The organism is Photobacterium sp. GB-1 (assembly GCF_003026165.1).
Lineage (GTDB): Bacteria > Pseudomonadota > Gammaproteobacteria > Enterobacterales > Vibrionaceae > Photobacterium.
Window position 1 is genome coordinate 73,076 of record NZ_PYOB01000007.1, and the last position, 21,464, is coordinate 94,539.

Sequence of the window (21,464 nt, forward strand, 5' to 3'; positions counted from 1 at the left end):
TAAATGTTTATCAAAATAAACGAGTAGGTTTATATTCTACAAGCTTTAAAGTCATCATACTCACTAGGAATGCCACAAAAGATAACATCTTCGCGATCGATTAGGTGGTAGTGAATTGATTGATTGTTCTTGATGAGAAAATTGTACATCGGGGCAATATAAAGCTCTCCCTTTTCCCATTCCTCTTGTGGCAAAGCAAGATAGTGCTGATAGGCCGTTTCAAAATCTTGCTGGTGGGCAAAATGATAAAGACCAGTACAGCATAAATCAGAGATTGCTCGTTTCTCTGCTGTTTCGACAACTTCAGTTGAGTGTGTTGAACGAGGCTTGGCAAAAGACCAGTTATCGCCGCTACCTTTAAATACTTCGAGATAGCCTTGACCTAATAAAGATAAATCGGGGTAAATGAAATCAGGTCTGAAGGTATCGATATTAAATATAGTGATTGGCTGGCTTTTATCTTGCTCAATTTGTTGTAAGCCAAGGTAGACGGTCTCCGCTTGCCCTCGGGTTTCTTGTGTCAAAGTCACGATGGAGAAAGATTGTATCCCTAGAGCTTTCGCACGTTGTTCCACAAAAATGGGTGTTTGGTAAACATCACGCACAATAAATAAAAAAGTCTCTGTTGAAAAATAGGCTTTGAAGCTGGTTACAGCATGGTCAAAAAGAGACATACCATGCGCATCTAGCATGTATTTAGGCTGCGTGTATCCAGCCTTAAAAAAGCGAGAGCTTAAGCCTGCCATCGGAATGATTATCATTGGGCATACCTTTTCAATATTTGGTAAAGTCTAAATGCGTTAGCAAAAAGTGCATCTTGGCGCTGCTGATCATCACTATGTAGCGGCAACATTGATAAAAATAATTGGATTTGCATCGCATACAAATTCATAGGGGTAAGATTAAATTTCTTTCCTACAATCTCAATGAATAGTTGTTGTAAATCTTGTTGTCTCTGAGTGCTTGGGATATGCAGAGTAATATCTTTATTCGTTATATCAACGTGATAGTAGCCAGCGATGATCCAATCATAGAGTCCTAGTACCGAGTGGCTTAACTTTGCAATATCGTAACGAGTATCCCCATAAATGGTGAGCTCATTATTCGGTGTCAATCCTCGTGGATCGATGGTCTTTATTCGATTGGTTCTAAAATCATATAAAATATTGCTAAAACAAAAGTCGCCATGCATGACTGATGGTTGCGATTTATCTGTTGGTAGCCATTGTGATGAGGTGCTGAGAATATCATTTAATGTGATTTCTTCTCCATCAAACAACCAAGTATCTTCGAGTGATATGTGTCGGGTGGCACAGAACTCAATTAGTCTACTTGCTGTTTTCTCGCCAAAGAGATCATCTAGCGAAGAACAAGTGACGTCATGCGGTGCGGGAAATTCTTGGCACTGAGATATAAAGTTAATACAACTGTTAAAGATGTTGTTCCAAACAATTGTCGGTAATTCAGAAAAAACATACAGCTCATTTAATGCCGTGTGGTGTAAATATTCTAAACGATATTTATAGCGTCCTTGGCTTTCTTGTGATCCCATAAACTGAGGGATAAAGTGGCGCATCTCGAAAGGTAATAGTTCAAACCACTTTGCTTCGGCTTTAATCTTTATATTTTTTGAGCTTGATTTTTCAATCCAGTCTGGAGTGATGAGCAATTCGTTAAAAGCTCTTTGCGTCGTGAACTTTGCTTTTGAGCGGTAATACGTATTAACGTGTCCGAAATCAAGCCAATGATCAGTACTGATTGTTTGTAAGCCAATTTGGTTGTGGTAACGATTGAGAGCCTCAAGAAAGTCCCAATGACTTTGGGTGATAAGTCGAATTAATTGTCGCGGCTGATTAAATTTAAAATAGCCACAAACCATTTGATTACTCGATGTAAAGGTATTTTTTGCTGATAACCATGGAGAGTTCGGGCTATTGTTAATTGTGGCCCAATTATAACCGTCTTCTACCTCAGTGATTGCAACGAGATTATTACCGAGTGGTAATTGAGTAATTAGCGTATCGCCAAATAATACATGTAGAGGACTGTCGAAATTATCTTCGATAAGACTTATGGCAGCAACGAGCGATGCACCGAGCGATAAACCGTCAGGCGTTGATAATATCGTGAAGTTATTTTCTTCTAGCCAAGTCGCATCCGTTGGAGATATTGAATATGATTCAGGAAGTGAAATATATTTCTTTATACCTTGGGGAATAACAGTGTTTTGATGTTGAAATAAACGACGGTTACCAAGCGGAAGAAAACTTGGGGGAAGAGCACCAAACTCAGATTGTAATTCCATATCAACATAGGCCGCTGACATGATTAAGAACATACTTTCTCCTTTGCAATTAATGCATTGATTTCGTCGTGAGAGAGGGCTGCAAATTCAGACGGGCGAATTGCGCGATCATCAATATAAAAGCCGTCATGACCACACCAAGGCTTACCAACAATTATTTCATCGTAAGGAACATTGTATCTATCTAGCCATTCGATGATAAGTGGTAAAGTATGGATATTAATTTTACCGATATTCCCATTATGTGTACGCATATTGCGGGCAGTGAAAATAACGATTTCAAAGCCTTTTTCTTTGTAAGCGTATAAATTGTCGATAATTTCTTGTCGAGGTTTTACATTCTTATAATCAGAGGTATCAGCTTGCGTTAAGGTGCCATCTAAATCAACAACCAGTCTTTTCATTTTAGGTCAATCTTCATGTAGAATGTTTGCCCAATAGTTTATCTGATTAATATAATGAAGTCTTTTTTTGTCATAAATGATGACGAGGTATCCCTATTTTGGACTTGGGTTTAAAAATTAATAACAATTCTATACCGTTTGAAGAAATTACTGTCGTTGTCCAAGGACCGGTTCAGACATTTGCGGATAGACAACAAGAAGATGGCATAACCCAGCGTTGTTTAAGGTCAGTGCGACAGATGCTACCTGGCGCTCATATCATACTGTCGACATGGAAAGATCAAGATTTAGCGGGCTTAGATTATGATCAATTAGTCATAAGTGAAGATCCTGGCCCCAATACTCGATATTACAAGAAAAATGGAACTCCACAGCATTACAACAATAACCGTCAAATAGTATCGACGCTAGCTGGATTAAAGCAAGTACAAACCAAATATGTGGTAAAGCTGAGAAGTGATAATTACCTCGAATCGAATGATTTTATAAATATTCAACAGCAATATAAAAGTCGTTGCGATGCGTTTAAGTTTTTAAAAGAGCGGGTTGTTGTGCCAAATATTTTTACACGCAAATATGCGAAGGGGCATCGAGTCGCTTTTCATGTTAGTGATTTCTTTTATTTTGGTTTAACCGAAGATGTTTTGGCGCTGTGGCAGTTTGAATTAATTCCTGAATTTACCTTAACCAAGCCGGGGATGTTAAATGATGGCTATCCAGACTACCCTGTTGATTGTACACAATTACTTTTTCTTAATGCCTTAAAACAGTTTGATCCAACTATTCATTTAAATGGACTGCTAGATAATAACAAACATACCATTTATCAATCAGAGTTATGCATGGCGAATAATTTAGTTGTTGCTTCTGCAGAAGATATTGGTTTAGGACTATGTAAGAAATTTAAAGAAAAGGTGAGAGTTTCTAAGCCGAAAGGGAAGTGTGCTCATTATCAATATAGAGAGTGGCAGGAGCTCTATAAAAAATATTGTGATGCTAGATTTGACGTAAACTACCCTTTAAAAGAAAAGCTGGGTCTATTTTTTGAACGTTGTTTATACGTCTTTCCTGTGTATTTTGAAACGAAGATTAACTTATGTAGGCGTACTAAATTTTTTTTAAAAAATAATAAGTTAAACTAAGTGTTCGGTTGAATTAACTGATGTGTTTGGTGTTGATAATATTGTCGCATTAATAGAATGAAGATATCGAATATCATCATTGTATTTATGAAAAATGTTTAGTAAAGGTTATCAGATGAATTTGATTAAGCGACTAAAAGCAAAGTGGCGCACCGTTCGAAATACACAAAAAGCGATAAAACTTAAAGCGGCTTGTGCGCTTTATGATCATCGGGACTGTTCCGATGTTTTTTGCGCAGAAGATGTGAAGCATATAGTTATATTTCGTTGGGATGATAAGCTTGGTGATTGTATTATGGCTGGCATTCTTATCAATAACCTGCGTTTACATCGACCAGACATAAAAATTACCGTTATATGTCGTAAAACAACTAAGTTATGGTTAAATAAAGTTTCTTTTATCGATGAATATATTTTATTAGGCAAGCATAATTTACGTAAAACATTACAGCCTTATAAAAATAAATATGACGTATTTGTTGATGTGTCAAATGGTTTTTCTTACAAAGAAATATTTATTGCGAAATACATAAATGCTAAACATTATTTAGGGTTCAGTGCGGATAGATTTAATATCATTGATGTTTCTATTGACAGTAATCAGATGCATTTTTATCAACGATATATTAATGCGACAAAAATTTTAACGAATAAAGATTGTTTGACTTCTGAAAAACCTCCTGTACCAAACTATAATAAAGAGCTTGAATTTCTTGACTCATTAATAATAGATAAAGATTATAAAAATATAGTTGGTATTAACTTTTTTGGTTCAGGTAAATATAGACGATTCAGTTTTGAAAAAGCAGCATCTTTGATGAAATATTGGTTGGAGAAGCATCCTGAAGACTTGTTGGTTTTATTACCAACGCCAGGTGAAGAGAAATTTTTAACGAAGCTGAACAGCCAATTTTCTTCGTCTAATTTGCTCTTACCGACAGATAAAGCGAGCCTTGAAATGTCTTTAGCTATTATCGATAAGGCTGATTTTACATTTACTCCTGATACTGCAGTAGTACACATGGCTTCGGCATTAGATAAACCTGTAATTGGTATATATCGTGAAAATAGAATGAATTATGAAGAGTGGAAACCATTAGGTATGTATTCTCAGACCATCTTTAATCGAGAGCCTATTTGCGATAATGATAGTGTATATGTATATGAGTTCGGATATGAACAACTAGAAGAAGCCAGAGCAAATATATTGAAGGCAATACAATGAGAATTGGATTTTTTTTACGAGATCTGAAGGTTGAAGGGGTTCAGGTTGTCACTTTGCGTCTTGCTGAAACTTTAACAGCAATGGGGCATCGTTGCGATTTAATAACATTAAATAGTGATCAAGAGTTACTATTACCTAAAAATGTTCAGTGTCATAATATGGCAATAGAAAAATATATTCCTTATAAAGATGCCAATAAATATACGAAATATTTATTATCATTCTTAAATAAAATTGAGAGTGATGAACCATTTAGGGCTGTGTTTTCTGTTCATGGTGAAACTAACGATATTATTTCATTCATTAATGATAAGCGTTTTGTTCATTGCATTCACAATTCTGATGAGCATTCTTACAATAATAAAGGTTGGGTTAAAAAGTTTAAATTTAAAAGAAAACTTAAACGAAAAATCAAAGATAAACATGTTTTATGTGTATCTCAAGGAATAAGAAAATTTGTTAAAGAACATGCTGCTAGCAGTTATTCTTCTCTCTCGACAATTTATAATTCATTTAATATAGAAAAGATTAATAGATTAGCAGGAAGTGAGTCTGTTTATCCACTGCCTAATGATTACATTGTTTTTGTTGGACGTCTTGAAAAACAAAAAAACTTATTATTACTTTTAGATGTCTTATCAAAAATGAAGAGTAATATTCCTCTGATTATTATTGGTCAGGGGAGACTCGAAGAAGCCATAATGAAAAGAGCAAGAGAGCTTGGAATTCAGGAACGTGTTGTCATTTATCCGTTTTGTCAAAACCCTTATCCAATAATAAAAAAAGCAAAAATACTTGTTTTAACCTCATTGCATGAGGGACTCCCAACCGTTTTAATTGAAGCTCTAATTCTTGGTACTCCTGTTTTGAGCACAAATTGTCCAACAGGGCCATCTGAGATACTGGTTGATGATTTAAAAAAATATCTGGTAGATAGCTATGATGCAGAAATAATTGCCAAACGAGTTGATGATTTATTATTAGATAATATTAATATTAATATTAATATTAATATTAATAAAGAAGTAATAAGAAATAAATTTGGTTCGGACTCTATCGGGAAAGAATATATATCATTTATTGAAGGAAAGGGGCTATAAAGCCCCTTTTTTATGACTCAAACTTCTCTCTGCTAAGAAATATTCCAATACATAAAAAATAGATTATAAATATTTGTTTATGGAAGAAAGGCACATCAGTTAGTCCCGACAATATCAATATAGATATAAAAGAATAGATACAGATGGCATTTAATGAAGATTTATTCCTAACAAAGAAAATGGGGATAAATATTAGGACTAATAAAAAAGCCAAGCCGAAAAGGCCACATTTTACAGCAATATCTATAAACTGGTTATGGAAGTGTGGTGGTTTATAATTAGCAGCAGCCTGAATAATAACTTTTTCTTTTGCTAACTTGTTTAATTGAGAATAGTAATTTTGACCATAACCAACAAACGGTGACTGTTCAATTAAGTTAATTCCTGCTATCCAAAAGTTTAATCTTAATCCTATAGAAGTATCAGTATTACCATCGTCTATTTGTGTGATCTCTTGTTGGGTTTGAATTATTCTATCTTTAATTATTGGATAGATCGCAGTAAAGATTAGAGTGATGCTTATTAAGCTAATAACAATGCTTTTCTTTAACGTTTTTCGTTGATATGCATAATAGAAATAAATGCTTATTAGTGTTGGTAATAATGCAACAAGAGCACCACGAGTTTCTGTTATAGCTAGACTCATGATAGAAATTATTAACGTTAAAGTAAGAGCGAATTTTTCTTTAACCGTCTTACTTGTGAGTAATAAGATGAATACAATAGCTGAAATAAAACAAATATAAGTAGCAAACGGTATTGCATTAATAGGCCAGCTATATCTCGTTACTGGGGTAAGGTATGTAAATTTATAGACAAAAAAAAGGCTATTAATACTGCCTAAAACTGTTGTGATTATTAAGGCATTTCTAGTGATTAATTGACAAGGTAAAAAGGTTAAAAATACACAGAGAATTGCAATAGCTCTTATATTTATTGGGTTATATAAATTTAGAATATCTGCGGTTATTGATATAAATAAAAGGCTGTACATTAACCAGACATATTTACTTTTTATGTTGATAACAATAGCCGATTTTTTATACTTAATAACTGATGCTAATGCTGAAATAAGCGTTAACACAACCAGAATCTTATCGCCATTATATAAATGGAATAAACCGGTAAAGCTCCAAAAAATCGGAAGTAAAATTAGAAAGTCGGCTAATTTATTAAAGAATTTATTACTACTCATATGGGTTCTCATCACTATTAGGTCGTGTCTTTAATAAACGCAGAATCCACATGTATTGTTCTGGACGCTCACTCACGTATTGCTCGATACATTCGTTCATCATGCGGGCATCTTGCTCTTCAGTTTCACTAGGGAAAGGCAGAGCAGGGTAGAAATCTAATTCATATTTACCTGATTCACTGTTGTACATCGCAAAAAGCGGTACGATCTTTGCGCGACTTAATTTAGACAGTCGGCCAAGACCTGACATTGTTGCTTTGGTGGTAGCAAAGAAATCGACAAATACGCTGTGCTCAGGGCCAAGATCTTCATCGGGTAAGTAGTAACCTAAGTACCCTTCGCGAATCGATTTAATAAACGGTTTAATACCACCACTGCGTTCATAAACACGGCCGCCGTATTGCACACGTTGACGATGCATCAACCAGTCTGATACTGGGTTTTTCTGCTTTTTCGCCATTGCAGAAACAGGTAAACCGCGTGATGCAAGCAGTACCGCAGGAATATCAATTGCCCAAGTGTGAGGGACTAACAAAATCACGCTTTGCTGCTGATCGGTGAGAGTGGTGAGATTCTCCATCCCGCGGATCACGGTATTATCTTCTAACCAAAATTTGCTACGTACACTTAACGATGCAAATCCCAGCAAGAATGTACCTGCGGTGGTGATACTTTGCAGTAGAATATCTTCACGTTCAGCATCGTTTTTGTCAGGAAAGCACATCTGTAAGTTTACGCGCGCACGACGGTTTGATTTGCTATTTAACTTGATAGCTTGTTTAGCAAAGGTACTCGCAATTGCGCGGCGTGCTTTATGGGGCAGCAAGCAAAATAGAGAAGCGAGGATAACGGCAAGCCATGTCCCCCAATATTTAGGTGCTAGAAAAGACCATTCAAATTGTGGGTTATAAGCTTGTTTATCGTAATGGTTATCAATCATATCGTTATTATTTGTTTAGGATTGTCATGTATTCTGCAACGCCTTCTGCAACAGATTTAAACGTTTCTGTATAGCCTGCAGCGCGCACTTTAGTCAGATCTGCTTGGGTGTAAGTTTGGTAACGACCTTTTAGGTGCTCAGGGAAGGGAACTGACTCAACTTCACCTTTGCCATGATATTTAACGACAGCATCAGCTACTGCTTGGAAAGATTCAGCATTGCCTGTACCACAGTTAAAAATACCGGATACACTATTTGCTAAGAACCATAGGTTCATTTTGCATACATCGCCAACATAAACAAAATCACGCTTAAAGGTTTCAGAGCCTTCAAACAGTTTTGGGTTGCCACCTGCATTAATTTGAGTGTTTAGGTGAAAGGCGACAGAAGCCATACTACCTTTATGTTGCTCACGCGGGCCGTACACATTGAAATAACGGAAGCCAGTGATTTGCGATAGTTTCTCACCATGTGCTTCGGCATCTTGCCAAATACGGCGAACATAGTTATCAAACTGTTGTTTCGAATAACCATAAACGTTCAGTGCACCTTCGTATGGCTTTTCTTCGATGAAGTCATGATCGCGACCACCATAGGTTGCTGCAGATGAAGCATAAAGGAACGGGATTTGGCGCTCTAAACAGTAATGTAATAGCTCTTTTGAGTACTCATAGTTATTGAGCATCATGTATTTACCGTCCCACTCAGTGGTTGCTGAGCAAGCACCTTCATGGAAAATAGCTTCAATATTTCCGAACTCATCTCCCGCCATAATCTGGGTGATGAAGTCTTCTTTGTCCATGTAATCGGCAATGTCTAAATCGACAAGGTTGGCAAATTTAGTCCCGTCTTTGAGGTTATCCACCACTAAAATATCGTTACAACCTTGCTCGTTAAGGGCTTTTACGATGTTGCTGCCGATCATGCCGGCGCCGCCAGTAACAATTATCATGGGAGAAAATCCTTCATTGATGAAATAACAACTTGTAGCTATGGCGCTACAGAGCAAAAAAAACGTTAACTTATGATACATTATATGTAGAAGAAGGGCGAAGGAAGTCAATCAAATGAAAACCCGAGACAGAATTATTCATGCTGCTTTAGCGTTATTTAATGAGCGTGGAGAGCCAAACGTAACGACGAACCATATCGCCGCCGATCTCGCGATCAGTCCGGGTAATCTTTATTATCATTTTAGAAATAAAGAACAGATCATCCACAGTATTTTTGATTTATATGCCACTGACTTACAAGTGAGCTTTCAACCGCGTAGTGAAGCGGAAACGACAGAAAGTCTGTTGAGTTACCTCGATGCCGTATTTTTGCTGATGTGGCGGTATCGTTTTTTCTACGCAAATTTGCCTGATATTTTACGTCGTGATCCTGAATTACAGCTTAAATATCTCGAAGCACAGGCGCAACTTCGCAGTAATATCGCGATATTGATGCAAAGCTTAAAAGAAGGTGGATTGGTTGATATCGATGATGAAGATTTGAAAACCTTGGCTGAGACGTTGCTGATGGTAGCATCAAGTTGGATTAGCTATCAAACGACCCAAGTCGCTGGTGCTAAAATAACCCCAACGGTTATCTATAAAGGTGTTATTCAGATACTTAATATTGTAAGGCCGCTGGCAACACCGTTAGGCTGCGAACGTGTAGAAGCATTGAAACAGTATTACGAGCAACAAGAGCAGCAAGCAAAGCGTTAAAAATCCGTTGCGAAAGAAGCGATATTAAAAAAGGTTGGGATAATAACTACCACCAACCTTTTTATTTTTAGTATTAGAGTGGAGCTTAATCAAGCCAAGGTTTAGGATCTATTGGCTGGCCTTTACGGCGGATCTCAAAGTAGAGTCCGGGTTGGGTTTGGCCACCACTGTCACCGACTAAGGCTATTGGCTCTCCAGCTTGGACCGTATCACCGACTTTCTTCAGTAGTGTTTGGTTATAGCCATAGAAACTCATGTCACCTTTACCGTGATCAATACCAATCATCAAACCATAGCCACGTAGCCAGTCTGCAAAAATAATGCGACCAGAATAAATAGCTTTTACTTGGCTCCCCATTGGCGTGCTAAATACCATGCCTTTCCAGCGTAATTGCCCTTGCTGGTGCGAGCCGTAATTATGCAAAATAGTCCCTTTTACTGGCCAGTATAGTTTGCCTTTATGGCGAGCAAGGCCGTCCATCGGCACACGTGCCTGTTGGTTTGCATATTGTCTGTCAATCTCACGTGCTTCAGCTTCAGCTGCGGCACGCGCTTTGGCTTCTTTTGCCGCTTTTATGCGTGCTTGAGCTGCCGCTTTTTCACGGGCAATTCTTGCCGCTTCTTCACGGGCTCTTCTTTCTGCTTCCGCTTTCGCTTTGGCAATGGCAGCGAGCATTTGTCTTTCGTTGGCTTGTAGTTCAGCTAAATCTTCACTGCTGCTATCGATTTGACTTTTAATGCTAGATAGTGTTTTTTGACGTGATTGCTGCTGTTGATCGAGTGTTTGTTTTTGCTGTTTAAGAGTGTTGAGTGCTTGTTGCTGCTCTGTTTTTTGCTCGTTGAGCTGGTGCACTTTCATTTGAATTTCAGTTTGCGTGGCATCAAGGGCATCGATGGCATTAACACGGGCTTTACTGATGTACTCAGCATAGGTTGTCATTCGATCAAGGCGTGTTGAATCCTCACCGCTTAATAAACTGGCGATATCACTGTCTTGGCCTTGGCGAAATTGGGCATTTAAGAGTGAAGCAACAACGGCTTTCTGTTGTTTCTGTTTTTGTTCTAGTGCTGTTTGTTCCGTATTTAACTTATCAATAGCGCGTTTAATGGTTGCTAATTGATTGTTTGTCGCATGAATATCATTCGCAGCTTTGGCAATGTTCAGTTCGTGTTGTTTTAGATCTTGTTGCAAGCTGTTGTATTTCTTTTGCTTGCTTGCCAGTTGATTTTTTTGACGTGAGATTTCCTGTTTTACGCCATCGAGCTGGTTTTGACTGGACGCTGCACATGGAACGGCAAATGTCATGCATAAAAGAACGCCAGTGCATAATGCACTGGCGCGGATTTTTTTGTTTAGATGTTTTCTAATCATATCTCGCATGGAGATAATTATTTCAGATTGTATAGCACCTGACCAGACATCTCTGCAGGGATTTCCATATCTGTTAGTGAAAGCATCGTTGGCGCAAGATCTGACAGCTTACCACCTGACTTAAGTTCTAAGTCTTTGCTACCTACGTAGATAAGTGGCACTGGTAGATTAGTGTGTGCTGTGTGGATACCACCGGTTGATGGGTCAACCATCATCTCGGCATTACCGTGGTCGGCAGTGATCAGTAACTGACCGTCCATTTCTTTAATCGCTGCAACGACTTTACCTAGGCAAGTATCTAGTGCTTCACACGCTTTCACTGCAGCGTCGTAAACACCAGTATGGCCAACCATATCACCGTTAGGGTAGTTACAGATGATCATATCGAACTCACCACCTTTGATTGCGGCAACAAGCTTATCAGTTAGCTCTGGTGCACTCATTTCAGGTTGAAGATCGTAAGTGGCTACTTTTGGTGAAGCAACAAGTTGACGTGATTCACCATCAAACTCATCTTCTTTACCGCCATTGAAGAAGAAGGTTACGTGCGCGTATTTTTCTGTTTCAGAAATACGTAGCTGTTTTTTGCCTTTCTTCGATAGCCATTCGCCTAATGTATTGTCTAGGCTTGCTGGTTTGAATGCTGTTGTTAGTTCAATATCTGCAGCATATTGCGTTAGCATTACAAAGTCAGATAATTGTGGGAATTGTGCACGCGCAAAATCGGTAAAACCTGGCTCAAATGCACGTGTGATTTCACGCGCACGGTCAGCACGGTAGTTCATGAAAATAACGCTATCGCCATCTGCCACGATTGCAGCTTCTTGACCTTCAGCACGTACTTCAGTTGCTTGTACAAATTCATCATTTTCATCACGCTCGTAAGCCGCAGCTAGACCGTCAACGGCATTAGCGACTGTGAACTCCGCTTTAGCAGCAGTGATAAGATCGTACGCTTTTTCAACGCGATCCCAGTTATTATCGCGATCCATTGCGTAGTAACGACCAATCAGTGATGCGGTACGTCCTTTGCCTAGCTTGGCAAATAGTTCATTAAAACGAACCAGTGAATTCTTCGCGCTACGTGGTGGTGTATCACGGCCATCTAGGAATGCGTGAAGGTAGATTTTCTCTGCGCCACGTTTTGCTGCCATTTCAATTGCAGAAGCAATGTGATCTTCGTGGCTGTGTACGCCACCAGGAGATAGAAGACCTAAGATATGAACCGCTTTACCTGCGTTTACTGCTTTGTCGATAGCCGTTACAAGTGCTTCATTTTCGAAAAACTCACCATCGCTGATCGCTTTAGTAATACGAGTAAGATCTTGGTATACCACACGGCCTGCACCGATATTAGTATGACCTACTTCAGAGTTACCCATTTGACCGTCAGGTAGACCAACATCAATACCAGAAGCTGAAATTAGTGTGTTAGGGTTTTGAGCAAGCAGCCCATCCATTACTGGTGTTTGAGCGTTAGCAATGGCGTTATCCGCATTGTCTTCGCGGTAGCCCCAACCATCTAAAATAACAAGTGCAAGTGGTTTCTTCGCAGACATGTTCTGTCCCTCTTCGAATAAATGAAAATCTATATCAATTGCCTTAACTGCTTAATGTAAAAGCACTTTTAAGGTAATTGTAATATCCATTAATGTGATTTTACTACAGAAAGTATTGAAAGCAGTAGGAGAAGTTCAAACTTACTGTCGAGCGTATTGTGACCTATTCGACAAAATATATGCATTTATTGTCTTGAGTGTAAGCCCTAGATCACAGTTTTTCTCTATTTCATTAATAGGTAAGTGCGAGATTCGCTTTTATACTGGGTGGTGCGCATCACTTATTAATAGCAACAAGTGAGTTAAAGCGCGGAATGAATACCCGTTGCTGTACATGATAGGTAACAACGGTATACTCAAAACCTTTAAAAATCCCGTTAATCTTGGCTGCCATTTAGCCATGAAACAGAGCGAAGCAAATGCAACAATATATTGAATTTTTAACCAGTAACCCTATTTTATCTCTAGTTTGGATCGGTTTAGTTGTGGCTATCATCGGTTCTATGGTCAAAGAGAAAACTGCAACGTATAAAACAATTGGTATTAACGATGCAACAGTTTTAGTCAATCGTGAAGAAGGAGTGTTTGTTGATATTCGCTCTCGTGACGAATACCGTAAGGGTCATATTGCAGGCTCACTTCACGCTTTACCAAGCCAAATTAAAGAACAAAACATTACAGAGCTTGAAAAACATAAAACAGCCCCAATCATTGTGGTATGTAAGACAGGTCAAACCGCTCAAACAACCGCAAATGATTTGAGTAAAGCGGGTTTTACCAATGTTAATGTACTAAAAGACGGTCTGATTGCTTGGAACGAAGCAAACCTGCCGTTAGTAAAAAGCAAAGGTAAAAAATAACGCATTGTTTGATGTGCGGTACGCGTAGTCATACCGCTGTCTATTTATTCAATACAGCCTGTGGTTAGCACTGTGCTGGCGCATTAAGTCTCGTAATAGCGAGCATCAAAAAGGACTCAGGAAATGGCTGAAGCAGCAAATACAGAAGCACAACAAAACTTTCAAATTCAACGTATCTTCCTAAAAGACGTTTCTTTTGAAGCGCCTAATTCACCTGATATGTTCCAAAAAGAATGGAACCCAGATGTGAAATTGGATCTTGATACTCAAAGCCGCGAACTAGCTGAAGGTGTGTATGAAGTTGTACTTCGTCTGACTGTTACAGTTAAGAATGAAGAAGAGAATGCATTCCTTTGTGAAGTTCAGCAGGGTGGTATCTTCTCTGTTGCAGGTATGGAGGCACCACAGCTAGCACATTGCCTAGGTGCATTCTGTCCGAACATCCTATTCCCGTACGCGCGTGAAACAATTTCAAGCTTAGTCGTTAAGGGTACGTTCCCACAATTGAATCTAGCACCAGTAAACTTTGATGCGTTGTTCATGAACTACTTACAAAACCAAGCAGAAGCAAACGCTGAAGCTTAATAAGCAAAGTAACAATTATGACTAAGAACGCAAATAATACGATTTCAATGGCAGTATTAGGTGCTGGCTCTTACGGCACAGCACTTGCTATTGCGTTATCCAGAAATGGTGCCAATGTTATTTTATGGGGCCATGACCCAGAACATATTGCACAATTGGAAATTGATCGTGCCAATGAAGCGTTTCTTCCTGGTGTGCACTTTCCTGAATCGTTAATTGTAACGTCAAACTTACAAGATGCTGTTGAAGGTAGCCGCGATTTACTTGTTGTTGTACCAAGTCATGTATTTGGTCAAGTATTATCACAAGTAAAACCTTTCTTACGCTCAGATTCACGTGTCTGTTGGGCGACCAAAGGGTTAGAACCAGAAACTGGACGCCTGTTAAAAGATGTCGCAGTCGATGCTTTAGGTAATGATATTCCACTTGCAGTGTTATCAGGCCCTACCTTTGCCCAAGAACTGGCTGCGGGTTTACCGACGGCTATTTCTGTTGCATCACCGGATGCGGAGTTTGTTGCTGATCTTCAAGAAAAGATTCATTGTGATAAAACCTTTAGAGTTTATAGCAATAATGATTTTACGGGGATGCAACTAGGCGGCGCGGTAAAAAATGTGATTGCGATTGGTGCAGGTATGTCTGACGGTATTGGCTTTGGTGCCAATGCACGTACAGCGTTGATCACCCGCGGTCTTGCGGAAATGTGTCGTCTTGGCGCGGCATTAGGTGCACAGCCTGAAACCTTTATGGGGATGGCTGGATTGGGTGATTTAGTACTCACATGTACCGATAACCAATCCCGTAACCGTCGTTTTGGTTTAGCACTAGGTGCAGGTAAAAGTGTAGAGCAAGCACAGCAGGAAATTGGTCAAGTTGTTGAAGGTTATCGTAATACCAAAGAAGTTTGGCAACTAGCGAAACGTAATGGTGTTGAGATGCCGATCTCTGAGCAAATTTATCAAGTACTTTATCAAGGTAAAGATGCTCGTGAGGCTGCTAAAGAATTACTCGCACGCGAGAAAAAATATGAATAACAGTAAGATATAAAGCTAACAACCTTATTATCTTCTGTTTCAACAACGCGAGCCTTGGCTCGCGTTGTTTTTTTTTGCAATCAGGTTAAAGTAATACCTGACTAATTAAGTATAGTTATAAGAAGAATAGATAAGTAAGCAGAGGATGACGTGAAGCAATGTCAACAACACCAGCTTTGGCCAGCGATCAAGCAGGAAGCACGAGAGCAGTCAGAGCATGAACCAATGCTTGCGAGTTTTTATCATGCCACGATTATTAAGCATGATGATCTTGCTGCTGCATTGAGTTATATACTTGCCAATAAATTGGCGACACCATCGATGCCAGCGATGGCTGTTCGTGAGGTCATCGAAGAAGCGTATGCTAGCGATTGTTCGATAGTTGAATCGGCAGCACGTGATATTTGTGCTGTTGTTGAACGTGATCCTGCTATTGAGATGTATTCTATTCCATTACTTTATCTTAAAGGTTGTCACGCTCTTCAAGGATATCGTGTGGCTAACTGGTTGTGGAAACAAGATCGAAAAGCCTTAGCGGTTTATCTACAAAACCAAATCTCAGTAGCTTGCCAAGTCGATGTGCATCCTGCGGCAAAAATCGGTCAAGGGATCATGTTTGATCACGCGACCGGTATTGTGATTGGTGAAACCGCGGTCATTGAAAATGATGTTTCAATTCTTCAGGACGTCACATTAGGTGGTACGGGGAAAGAGAGTGGCGATCGTCACCCGAAGATCCGTGAAGGGGTGATGATAGGTGCTGGCGCTAAAGTGTTAGGCAATATCGAAGTCGGTGAAGGGGCGAAAATAGGCTCTTGTTCGGTAGTGTTAAATTCTGTACCTCCCCATACCACTGTCGCTGGTATTCCTGCCAAAGTGGTTGGGCGACCAAATTCTGATAAACCATCGATGGATATGGATCAGCAATTTAATGGTAACTCGCAAACGTTTATTGAAGGTGATGGTATTTAGCCATCGTTATGTTCAATAAAAGACATATTGAATGTGAAAAAAAGGCGATCATTGATCGCCTTTTTCTGTTTTATACCGCGCCGTTAAAATCCATTTGTCGCCATGCTTCAAACGCAATAATCGCAACTGCATTGGAAAGGTTTAAGCTGCGGCTATCGGGTTGCATTGGAATACGTAAGCGTTGCTCAAGGGGCTGGCTGGCAATAAATTCAGCCGGTAGGCCACGAGTTTCTGGGCCAAAAAGTAACACATCACCTTGCTTAAATTTCGCATTAGTATGGAAATTAGTGGTTTTGGTGGTGCAGGCAAAAATACGACGTCCTTCCATTGCTTGCATGAAAGAAGCAAAATCTTTATGACGATGGACATGCGCTAAATCATGATAATCCAAACCAGCACGGCGTACTTTTTTCTCGTCTAAATCAAATCCTAATGGTTCAATCAAATGCAAGTTAGCACCACAGTTCGCACTGAGGCGAATAATGTTACCCGTATTGGGGGCAATTTCAGGTTCATATAACGCAATATCAAACATAATTTATCGCTTTATTAGCAGCTAAAGATAACACATTGTGACAAGCTCAGTATAAACAAGCAAATGGCCTGAGCATAAAGATTATTTCCACTAAGAGTGTGTCTGTTTTTAGCTTTGTATATTGATCTGGACGATTTTAAGTCAATAAATGATCAATATGGTCATGCCAATGGAGATAGAGTATGAAAGCCTCGTTACTTTAATGACATGCAACGTTTTCGGCTCAAAAGTGTCGCTGGTTTATCAAGAGTATCTCTTTAATGGTGTTAACAGGCCAGAGGCAAAGTAATAGTAATATTCAATCCGCCAAGGGAGCTATTATTCGCTTTAATTGTTCCTCTATGTTGTCGAATCGCACTTTCTGTAATAGCTAAACCAAGCCCAGTGCCTCCGCTGTCACGATCTCGTGCGGTGGATACGCGGTAAAAGGGGCGGAAGATATCATCTAATTCCGCCTCAGGCACACCGTCACCATTGTCATCAATCGTGATGGTGAGCAGGTGCTGTTGAACCGTAAACTGTATTTCAATGACGTCATTGCCGTATTTAATCGCGTTTCGTATTACGTTCTCTAGTGCGCTGATCAATAGGTTAGGATTGCCATTAATCGGCCAATCTTGCAGCGCGTTATAACGTAAAGTTTTATGGCATTGTTCAGCTTCAAAGCGAGCATCTTCAAGCATCTCATACCATAGTGTTTGGCTATCAAGCCTTTCATTTTGTTGATGACTATTGACTTGCATTCTAGATAATTCAAGTAATTCGCCAATCATGGTTTCTAATCGTTCAGCCTCAGTATCAACGCGGGTTAGCTCACGGCTTTCCCCTTGTTTGCGTTGAGCTAATGCGGTAGCCATCCGTAAACGAGTGAGTGGTGAGCGTAACTCATGCGAAATATCTGACAGTAAACGTTGCTGTCCACTGATCATGGTATTTAATGCCCCTACCATTTGGTTAAAGCTTGCGCCAGCTTGTTTAAATTCTCGTGGTCCGGTTTCTAAATTTGGATCGGCGGTAAACTCACCTTGTGCGACACGCTCTGCGGCTTGTTGTAAACGTCTTGCTGGGCGTGTGACTGCCCAAGCGAGCCAGAGCAAAAAGGGGGTGCTGACAAGCATTGTCACGAGTAGGAGCTTAAATGGCTTATCCAAAATTTGAATGATAAACGGGGAAGGGCCACGCCATATTTGACCGCTATACATATAAATATCACCCTTCGGCGTATTGATCGTAAAGGGGCCAGCCATCATCCAGCGACCATATAAACGTTGCTTAGGGGCACTTGGGTTATCAGCAATAGTAATAAAGTTACGCAATGCTTTAGTGTGTTTTTGTGGTGAGATAATGTCGCCATCAAGAGTCGTAAAATAAATCTGGATATCATGATTATTTTTACGTTTTGTTAAGCGTTTGAGTTTTTGTTCTAGCTGCAATCTTTTAACGGTTTCGTTTCGTGGGGTGTTGAGCTTTTGGTTAATATTTTCTGCGGTATATTCTAGGCGCTTAAGGTGAGGCTCTGGGATCGCTTGCCCTGTTCGAGGATCGAGTTGAAATAACAAAACGATTGTCACGACGACAACAAAAAGGGTAAACCAGAAAATGGCAAAAATACGGCCATAAAGGCTAGTGAGCCCCGGAAATTTCATTATGCTTCCTCAACTAATAAGTAACCTTTACCGCGTAAGGTTTTAATCCTTGGCTTACCATCTAAGCGCTCTGGCAACTTTTTACGAATATTGGATACATGCATATCAATGGCGCGATCAAAACGAGCTAAACGTTTACCGAGTACATCTAGGCTTAAGGATTCTTTGGCAATAATCTGACCTGGGCGTTGAATAAAATAGCTTAATAAAGCGAGCTCTGTGCCTGTCATTTCGATTGGAATTTCCTGACAAAGCACCTCTTGTCGTCCGGGATAAATCGTAATGTCTTGATAGGTGAGTAGGTCTGATTTTTCAGTGGTTTTTTCATTCGTGGCTTGAGTACGGCGCAATACTGCGCGTATACGCGCTAACAACTCTCGGTCGCTAAAAGGTTTAGGCAGGTAATCATCAGCGCCGAGTTCAAGACCAAGCACACGATCAATTTCATCACCTTTAGCGGTTAACATCATCACTGGTGTTGAATGGGACTCTCGTAAGCGACGTAGCATTTCAGTGCCGTTCATTACTGGCATCATGACATCAAGTAAAATCAGATCGATACTGCTATCTACCTTTTCTAATCCTTGCTGGCCATTATTGGCTTCAATCACATCAAAGCCTTCTAGCTCTAGAATATCTTTTAATAATGCTGTGAGCTCAATGTCGTCATCGACAAGTAAAATTTTCGCCATGGTCAAACCTATGCAAAGATAAAGAGAGTGATGAAGTCTTGAGCCTAGTATCGCTAATGTCAGCGTGAACGCCAAGTTTCGTTATCATTGATTTACGTAGCTTTACGTTTACTCGACAACGCTTTACTTGTGATCCGTTATTATGATTACCAAGCACAATGGCACAGGTTGCCGCACCCAAATAGTTGGAGATACAAGCATGAAAATGTTCAAAAAAACAATGATGATGGCGATTGCAGTACCAATGGTATTAGGTTCGATGTCAGTAATGGCTGCTCCGAACTCACATGGTATGAAAGGGCATCATGGTGAGCGTGGCCTGTTTAAACAGCTAGAGTTGACTGATACACAAAAAGCCGAAATGAAAACCTTACGAGAGAAAGATCGTGAAGCGATGAAAGCGGAGCGACAGGCTAATCGCACTGAAATGCAAACAGATCACAAAGCACTCGATAAATTAGTACTGGCAGATAATTTTGATGAGCAAGCGGTACGTCAATTGGTCGATCGTATGTCAGAGAAACAAGCTGAGCACCGTGTTGAGCGATTAAAACAGCGCCATCAAATGTTGAATATTTTGACCCCAGAGCAAAAAGCAAAATATGTGGAATTAAAGCAACAGCATGCCGAAAAGCGATTTATGAAACTTGAGAAAAAAACACACTGAGTGTTTGAGTAATAAAGACAAAAAAAGAAAGCCATAACTTCTGTTGTGGCTTTTTTTTGATTTTTTACTCAGGAGTTAGAGCCCTCATAAAAAAATCACCTCGATGATCGTATTTTCTCGTAGGTTTTGTTATTAATTGTCATCATAAAACGGCTATACTGCGTGATATTGAACACACCATAGGCATATGGATCATCAAGTACACGAAAAATCGGGCTGATTATGTAGCAACGTCAGCTTAAAACGAAAGAGATAAGGTTAATTTTTGTGTAAAAAGAAGCTTGATTGAATCCCAACCTTGCGTGATATGAATCAACTAAATATTTTTGCAAACTTGTAATACTCCCACGTAAGTAGAAAAGTTTCAGTTTTTACACGCACAGCACGGCTGTTGCTGTGATATCGAGCAGGGGAACCTCGGTATAATCGTGTCGGATTTGATTTTCAATTCCCAAAGTCAGAGGGTAACCATGATTAAGAAGATTGGTGTTTTGACCAGTGGTGGTGACGCACCTGGTATGAATGCAGCGGTTCGCGGCGTAGTTCGAGCAGCGTTAACTGAAGGTCTAGAAGTGTACGGTATTTATGATGGCTACCAAGGTCTTTATAACAACTGTATCGAAAAGCTAGATCGTAAAAGTGTATCTGATGTGATCAACAAAGGCGGTACATTCTTAGGCTCTGCGCGTTTTCCTGAATTCCGAGAAGTGGAAGTGCGTGAAAAAGCGATTGAGAACCTAAAACTGCACGGCATTGATGCATTAGTAGTCATTGGTGGTGACGGTTCATACATGGGCGCGAAGAAGTTAACTGAGATGGGTTACCCATGTATCGGTCTTCCTGGCACTATCGATAATGACGTTGCTGGTACTGATTACACTATCGGTTACATGACTGCAATGAATACGGTTATCGATGCAATTGACCGTTTACGTGATACATCCTCTTCACACCAACGTATCTCTATCGTAGAAGTGATGGGTCGTCATTGTGGTGACTTAACCCTAATGTCTGCGATTGCTGGTGGTTGTGAGTACATCATCACACCTGAAACTGGTCTAGATAAAGAAAAATTACTAACGCATATCCGTGAAGGTATTGCTAAAGGTAAAAAGCACGCAATTATTGCTATCACAGAGCTAATGACTGATGTGAATGAACTGGCTAAGTTCATTGAAACTGAAACAGGTCGTGAAACTCGTGCAACAGTATTGGGCCACATTCAGCGTGGCGGTCAACCAACAGCGTTTGACCGTGTACTTGCTTCTCGTATGGGTGCATATGCAGTTGATCTTCTTCAAAAAGGAGAAGGTGGTCGTTGTGTAGGTATTCAGTGTGAGCAACTTGTTCACCACGATATCATCGATGCAATTGAAAATATGCGTCGTCCTGTTCGTAACGATCTTTATGAGTTAGCTGAGAAGTTATTTTAAGAGATTTATCGAGCAGTAAGAGAGAAAAAGGTCGATTATTATCGGCCTTTTTTATTACCTTGAAATCGGTAAAGGACGGTTTTTTG

Annotated in this window: 22 protein-coding genes; 11 read left to right on the forward strand and 11 right to left on the reverse strand. The window is 39.7% G+C overall.

What is annotated here, in order from left to right:
- Positions 1 to 29: 29 nt before the first annotated feature.
- Genes C9J45_RS09955 through C9J45_RS09965 form a run of 3 tightly spaced genes read right to left on the reverse strand, consistent with a single transcriptional unit; the run spans position 30 to position 2,709 of the window.
- Positions 30 to 761 (reverse strand): glycosyltransferase family 2 protein, encoded by a 732-nt coding sequence (locus tag C9J45_RS09955; RefSeq protein ID WP_107292478.1) that lies wholly within the window; start codon positions 759 to 761, stop codon positions 30 to 32.
- Positions 758 to 2,338, reverse strand: coding sequence for a capsular biosynthesis protein (locus tag C9J45_RS09960; RefSeq protein WP_107292479.1), 1,581 nt, complete (start codon positions 2,336 to 2,338; stop codon positions 758 to 760). The genes C9J45_RS09955 and C9J45_RS09960 overlap by 4 nt, the downstream gene beginning before the upstream one ends.
- Positions 2,329 to 2,709 (reverse strand): HAD-IIIC family phosphatase, encoded by a 381-nt coding sequence (locus C9J45_RS09965; protein ID WP_107292480.1) that lies wholly within the window; start codon positions 2,707 to 2,709, stop codon positions 2,329 to 2,331. Before C9J45_RS09965 ends, C9J45_RS09960 begins: the two co-directional genes overlap by 10 nt.
- Before the next feature lie 98 nt (positions 2,710 to 2,807).
- Here C9J45_RS09965 and C9J45_RS09970 point away from each other — a divergent pair, with 98 nt between their 5' ends.
- From C9J45_RS09970 to C9J45_RS09980, 3 genes are all read left to right on the forward strand, one after another.
- Complete coding sequence (locus C9J45_RS09970; RefSeq protein ID WP_233217670.1) at positions 2,808 to 3,851, forward strand: WavE lipopolysaccharide synthesis family protein; 1,044 nt, start codon at positions 2,808 to 2,810, stop codon at positions 3,849 to 3,851.
- A gap of 115 nt (positions 3,852 to 3,966) precedes the next feature.
- Positions 3,967 to 5,076, forward strand: coding sequence for a glycosyltransferase family 9 protein (locus tag C9J45_RS09975; RefSeq protein WP_158260220.1), 1,110 nt, complete (start codon positions 3,967 to 3,969; stop codon positions 5,074 to 5,076).
- On the forward strand, positions 5,073 to 6,176 hold the full coding sequence (locus C9J45_RS09980; RefSeq protein ID WP_107292482.1) for a glycosyltransferase: 1,104 nt from the start codon (positions 5,073 to 5,075) through the stop codon (positions 6,174 to 6,176). Before C9J45_RS09975 ends, C9J45_RS09980 begins: the two co-directional genes overlap by 4 nt.
- A gap of 10 nt (positions 6,177 to 6,186) precedes the next feature.
- Here the strand turns inward: C9J45_RS09980 and C9J45_RS09985 are convergent, their stop codons facing one another.
- From C9J45_RS09985 to rfaD, 3 genes are read right to left on the reverse strand one after another with little or no spacing between them, the layout of a single operon-like run.
- Positions 6,187 to 7,371 (reverse strand): O-antigen ligase, encoded by a 1,185-nt coding sequence (locus C9J45_RS09985; RefSeq protein WP_158260221.1) that lies wholly within the window; start codon positions 7,369 to 7,371, stop codon positions 6,187 to 6,189.
- Positions 7,364 to 8,311: a lauroyl-Kdo(2)-lipid IV(A) myristoyltransferase gene (gene lpxM, locus C9J45_RS09990; RefSeq protein WP_107292484.1), complete on the reverse strand. Its 948-nt coding sequence runs from the start codon at positions 8,309 to 8,311 to the stop codon at positions 7,364 to 7,366. Before lpxM ends, C9J45_RS09985 begins: the two co-directional genes overlap by 8 nt.
- A 7-nt stretch (positions 8,312 to 8,318) precedes the next feature.
- Positions 8,319 to 9,263: an ADP-glyceromanno-heptose 6-epimerase gene (rfaD, locus tag C9J45_RS09995; RefSeq protein ID WP_045083840.1), complete on the reverse strand. Its 945-nt coding sequence runs from the start codon at positions 9,261 to 9,263 to the stop codon at positions 8,319 to 8,321.
- Positions 9,264 to 9,378: 115 nt separating this feature from the next.
- Between rfaD and C9J45_RS10000 the strand changes: the two genes are divergently transcribed.
- The gene (locus C9J45_RS10000; protein ID WP_107207462.1) at positions 9,379 to 10,023 is read left to right on the forward strand and encodes a TetR/AcrR family transcriptional regulator; all 645 of its coding nucleotides are present in this window, start codon (positions 9,379 to 9,381) and stop codon (positions 10,021 to 10,023) included.
- 85 nt (positions 10,024 to 10,108) lie between these two features.
- Here C9J45_RS10000 and envC read toward each other — a convergent pair whose 3' ends face one another.
- Both envC and gpmM read right to left on the reverse strand, forming a co-directional pair.
- Entirely contained in the window at positions 10,109 to 11,404 is a 1,296-nt protein-coding gene (gene envC, locus C9J45_RS10005; protein ID WP_107207463.1) for a murein hydrolase activator EnvC, read from the reverse strand.
- 8 nt (positions 11,405 to 11,412) lie between these two features.
- Positions 11,413 to 12,954 (reverse strand): 2,3-bisphosphoglycerate-independent phosphoglycerate mutase, encoded by a 1,542-nt coding sequence (gene gpmM / locus C9J45_RS10010; RefSeq protein ID WP_107247075.1) that lies wholly within the window; start codon positions 12,952 to 12,954, stop codon positions 11,413 to 11,415.
- Positions 12,955 to 13,373: 419 nt separating this feature from the next.
- On the opposite strand from gpmM, the gene C9J45_RS10015 reads away from it, so the two are divergent.
- The 4 genes from C9J45_RS10015 to cysE all read left to right on the forward strand — a co-directional run bounded on the left by C9J45_RS10015 (position 13,374) and on the right by cysE (position 16,405).
- Entirely contained in the window at positions 13,374 to 13,814 is a 441-nt protein-coding gene (locus tag C9J45_RS10015; protein WP_005371904.1) for a rhodanese-like domain-containing protein, read from the forward strand.
- A 123-nt stretch (positions 13,815 to 13,937) separates the two neighbouring features.
- Positions 13,938 to 14,399, forward strand: a complete 462-nt coding sequence (gene secB / locus C9J45_RS10020; RefSeq protein WP_045083845.1) for a protein-export chaperone SecB — start codon at positions 13,938 to 13,940, stop codon at positions 14,397 to 14,399.
- Between the two features lie 17 nt (positions 14,400 to 14,416).
- On the forward strand, positions 14,417 to 15,433 hold the full coding sequence (gpsA, locus tag C9J45_RS10025) for an NAD(P)H-dependent glycerol-3-phosphate dehydrogenase (protein ID WP_107292485.1): 1,017 nt from the start codon (positions 14,417 to 14,419) through the stop codon (positions 15,431 to 15,433).
- Positions 15,434 to 15,583: 150 nt separating this feature from the next.
- Positions 15,584 to 16,405: a serine O-acetyltransferase gene (gene cysE / locus C9J45_RS10030; RefSeq protein ID WP_107207466.1), complete on the forward strand. Its 822-nt coding sequence runs from the start codon at positions 15,584 to 15,586 to the stop codon at positions 16,403 to 16,405.
- Positions 16,406 to 16,475: 70 nt separating this feature from the next.
- Here the strand turns inward: cysE and C9J45_RS10035 are convergent, their stop codons facing one another.
- Complete coding sequence (locus tag C9J45_RS10035) at positions 16,476 to 16,940, reverse strand: tRNA (cytidine(34)-2'-O)-methyltransferase (protein WP_107292486.1); 465 nt, start codon at positions 16,938 to 16,940, stop codon at positions 16,476 to 16,478.
- A 96-nt stretch (positions 16,941 to 17,036) separates the two neighbouring features.
- Between C9J45_RS10035 and C9J45_RS21900 the strand changes: the two genes are divergently transcribed.
- Positions 17,037 to 17,126, forward strand: a complete 90-nt coding sequence (locus C9J45_RS21900; protein ID WP_107247081.1) for a diguanylate cyclase domain-containing protein — start codon at positions 17,037 to 17,039, stop codon at positions 17,124 to 17,126.
- An 80-nt stretch (positions 17,127 to 17,206) separates the two neighbouring features.
- Here C9J45_RS21900 and cpxA read toward each other — a convergent pair whose 3' ends face one another.
- Entirely contained in the window at positions 17,207 to 18,586 is a 1,380-nt protein-coding gene (gene cpxA, locus C9J45_RS10045) for an envelope stress sensor histidine kinase CpxA (RefSeq protein WP_107260623.1), read from the reverse strand.
- Positions 18,586 to 19,278 (reverse strand): response regulator, encoded by a 693-nt coding sequence (locus C9J45_RS10050; protein ID WP_107207470.1) that lies wholly within the window; start codon positions 19,276 to 19,278, stop codon positions 18,586 to 18,588. The genes cpxA and C9J45_RS10050 overlap by 1 nt, the downstream gene beginning before the upstream one ends.
- A 199-nt stretch (positions 19,279 to 19,477) precedes the next feature.
- Between C9J45_RS10050 and C9J45_RS10055 the strand changes: the two genes are divergently transcribed.
- Entirely contained in the window at positions 19,478 to 19,945 is a 468-nt protein-coding gene (locus tag C9J45_RS10055; RefSeq protein WP_105061129.1) for a Spy/CpxP family protein refolding chaperone, read from the forward strand.
- Between the two features lie 470 nt (positions 19,946 to 20,415).
- A complete protein-coding gene (gene pfkA, locus C9J45_RS10060; protein ID WP_107207471.1) occupies positions 20,416 to 21,378 on the forward strand; it encodes a 6-phosphofructokinase in 963 nt (320 codons plus the stop codon).
- Positions 21,379 to 21,464 lie beyond the last annotated feature (86 nt).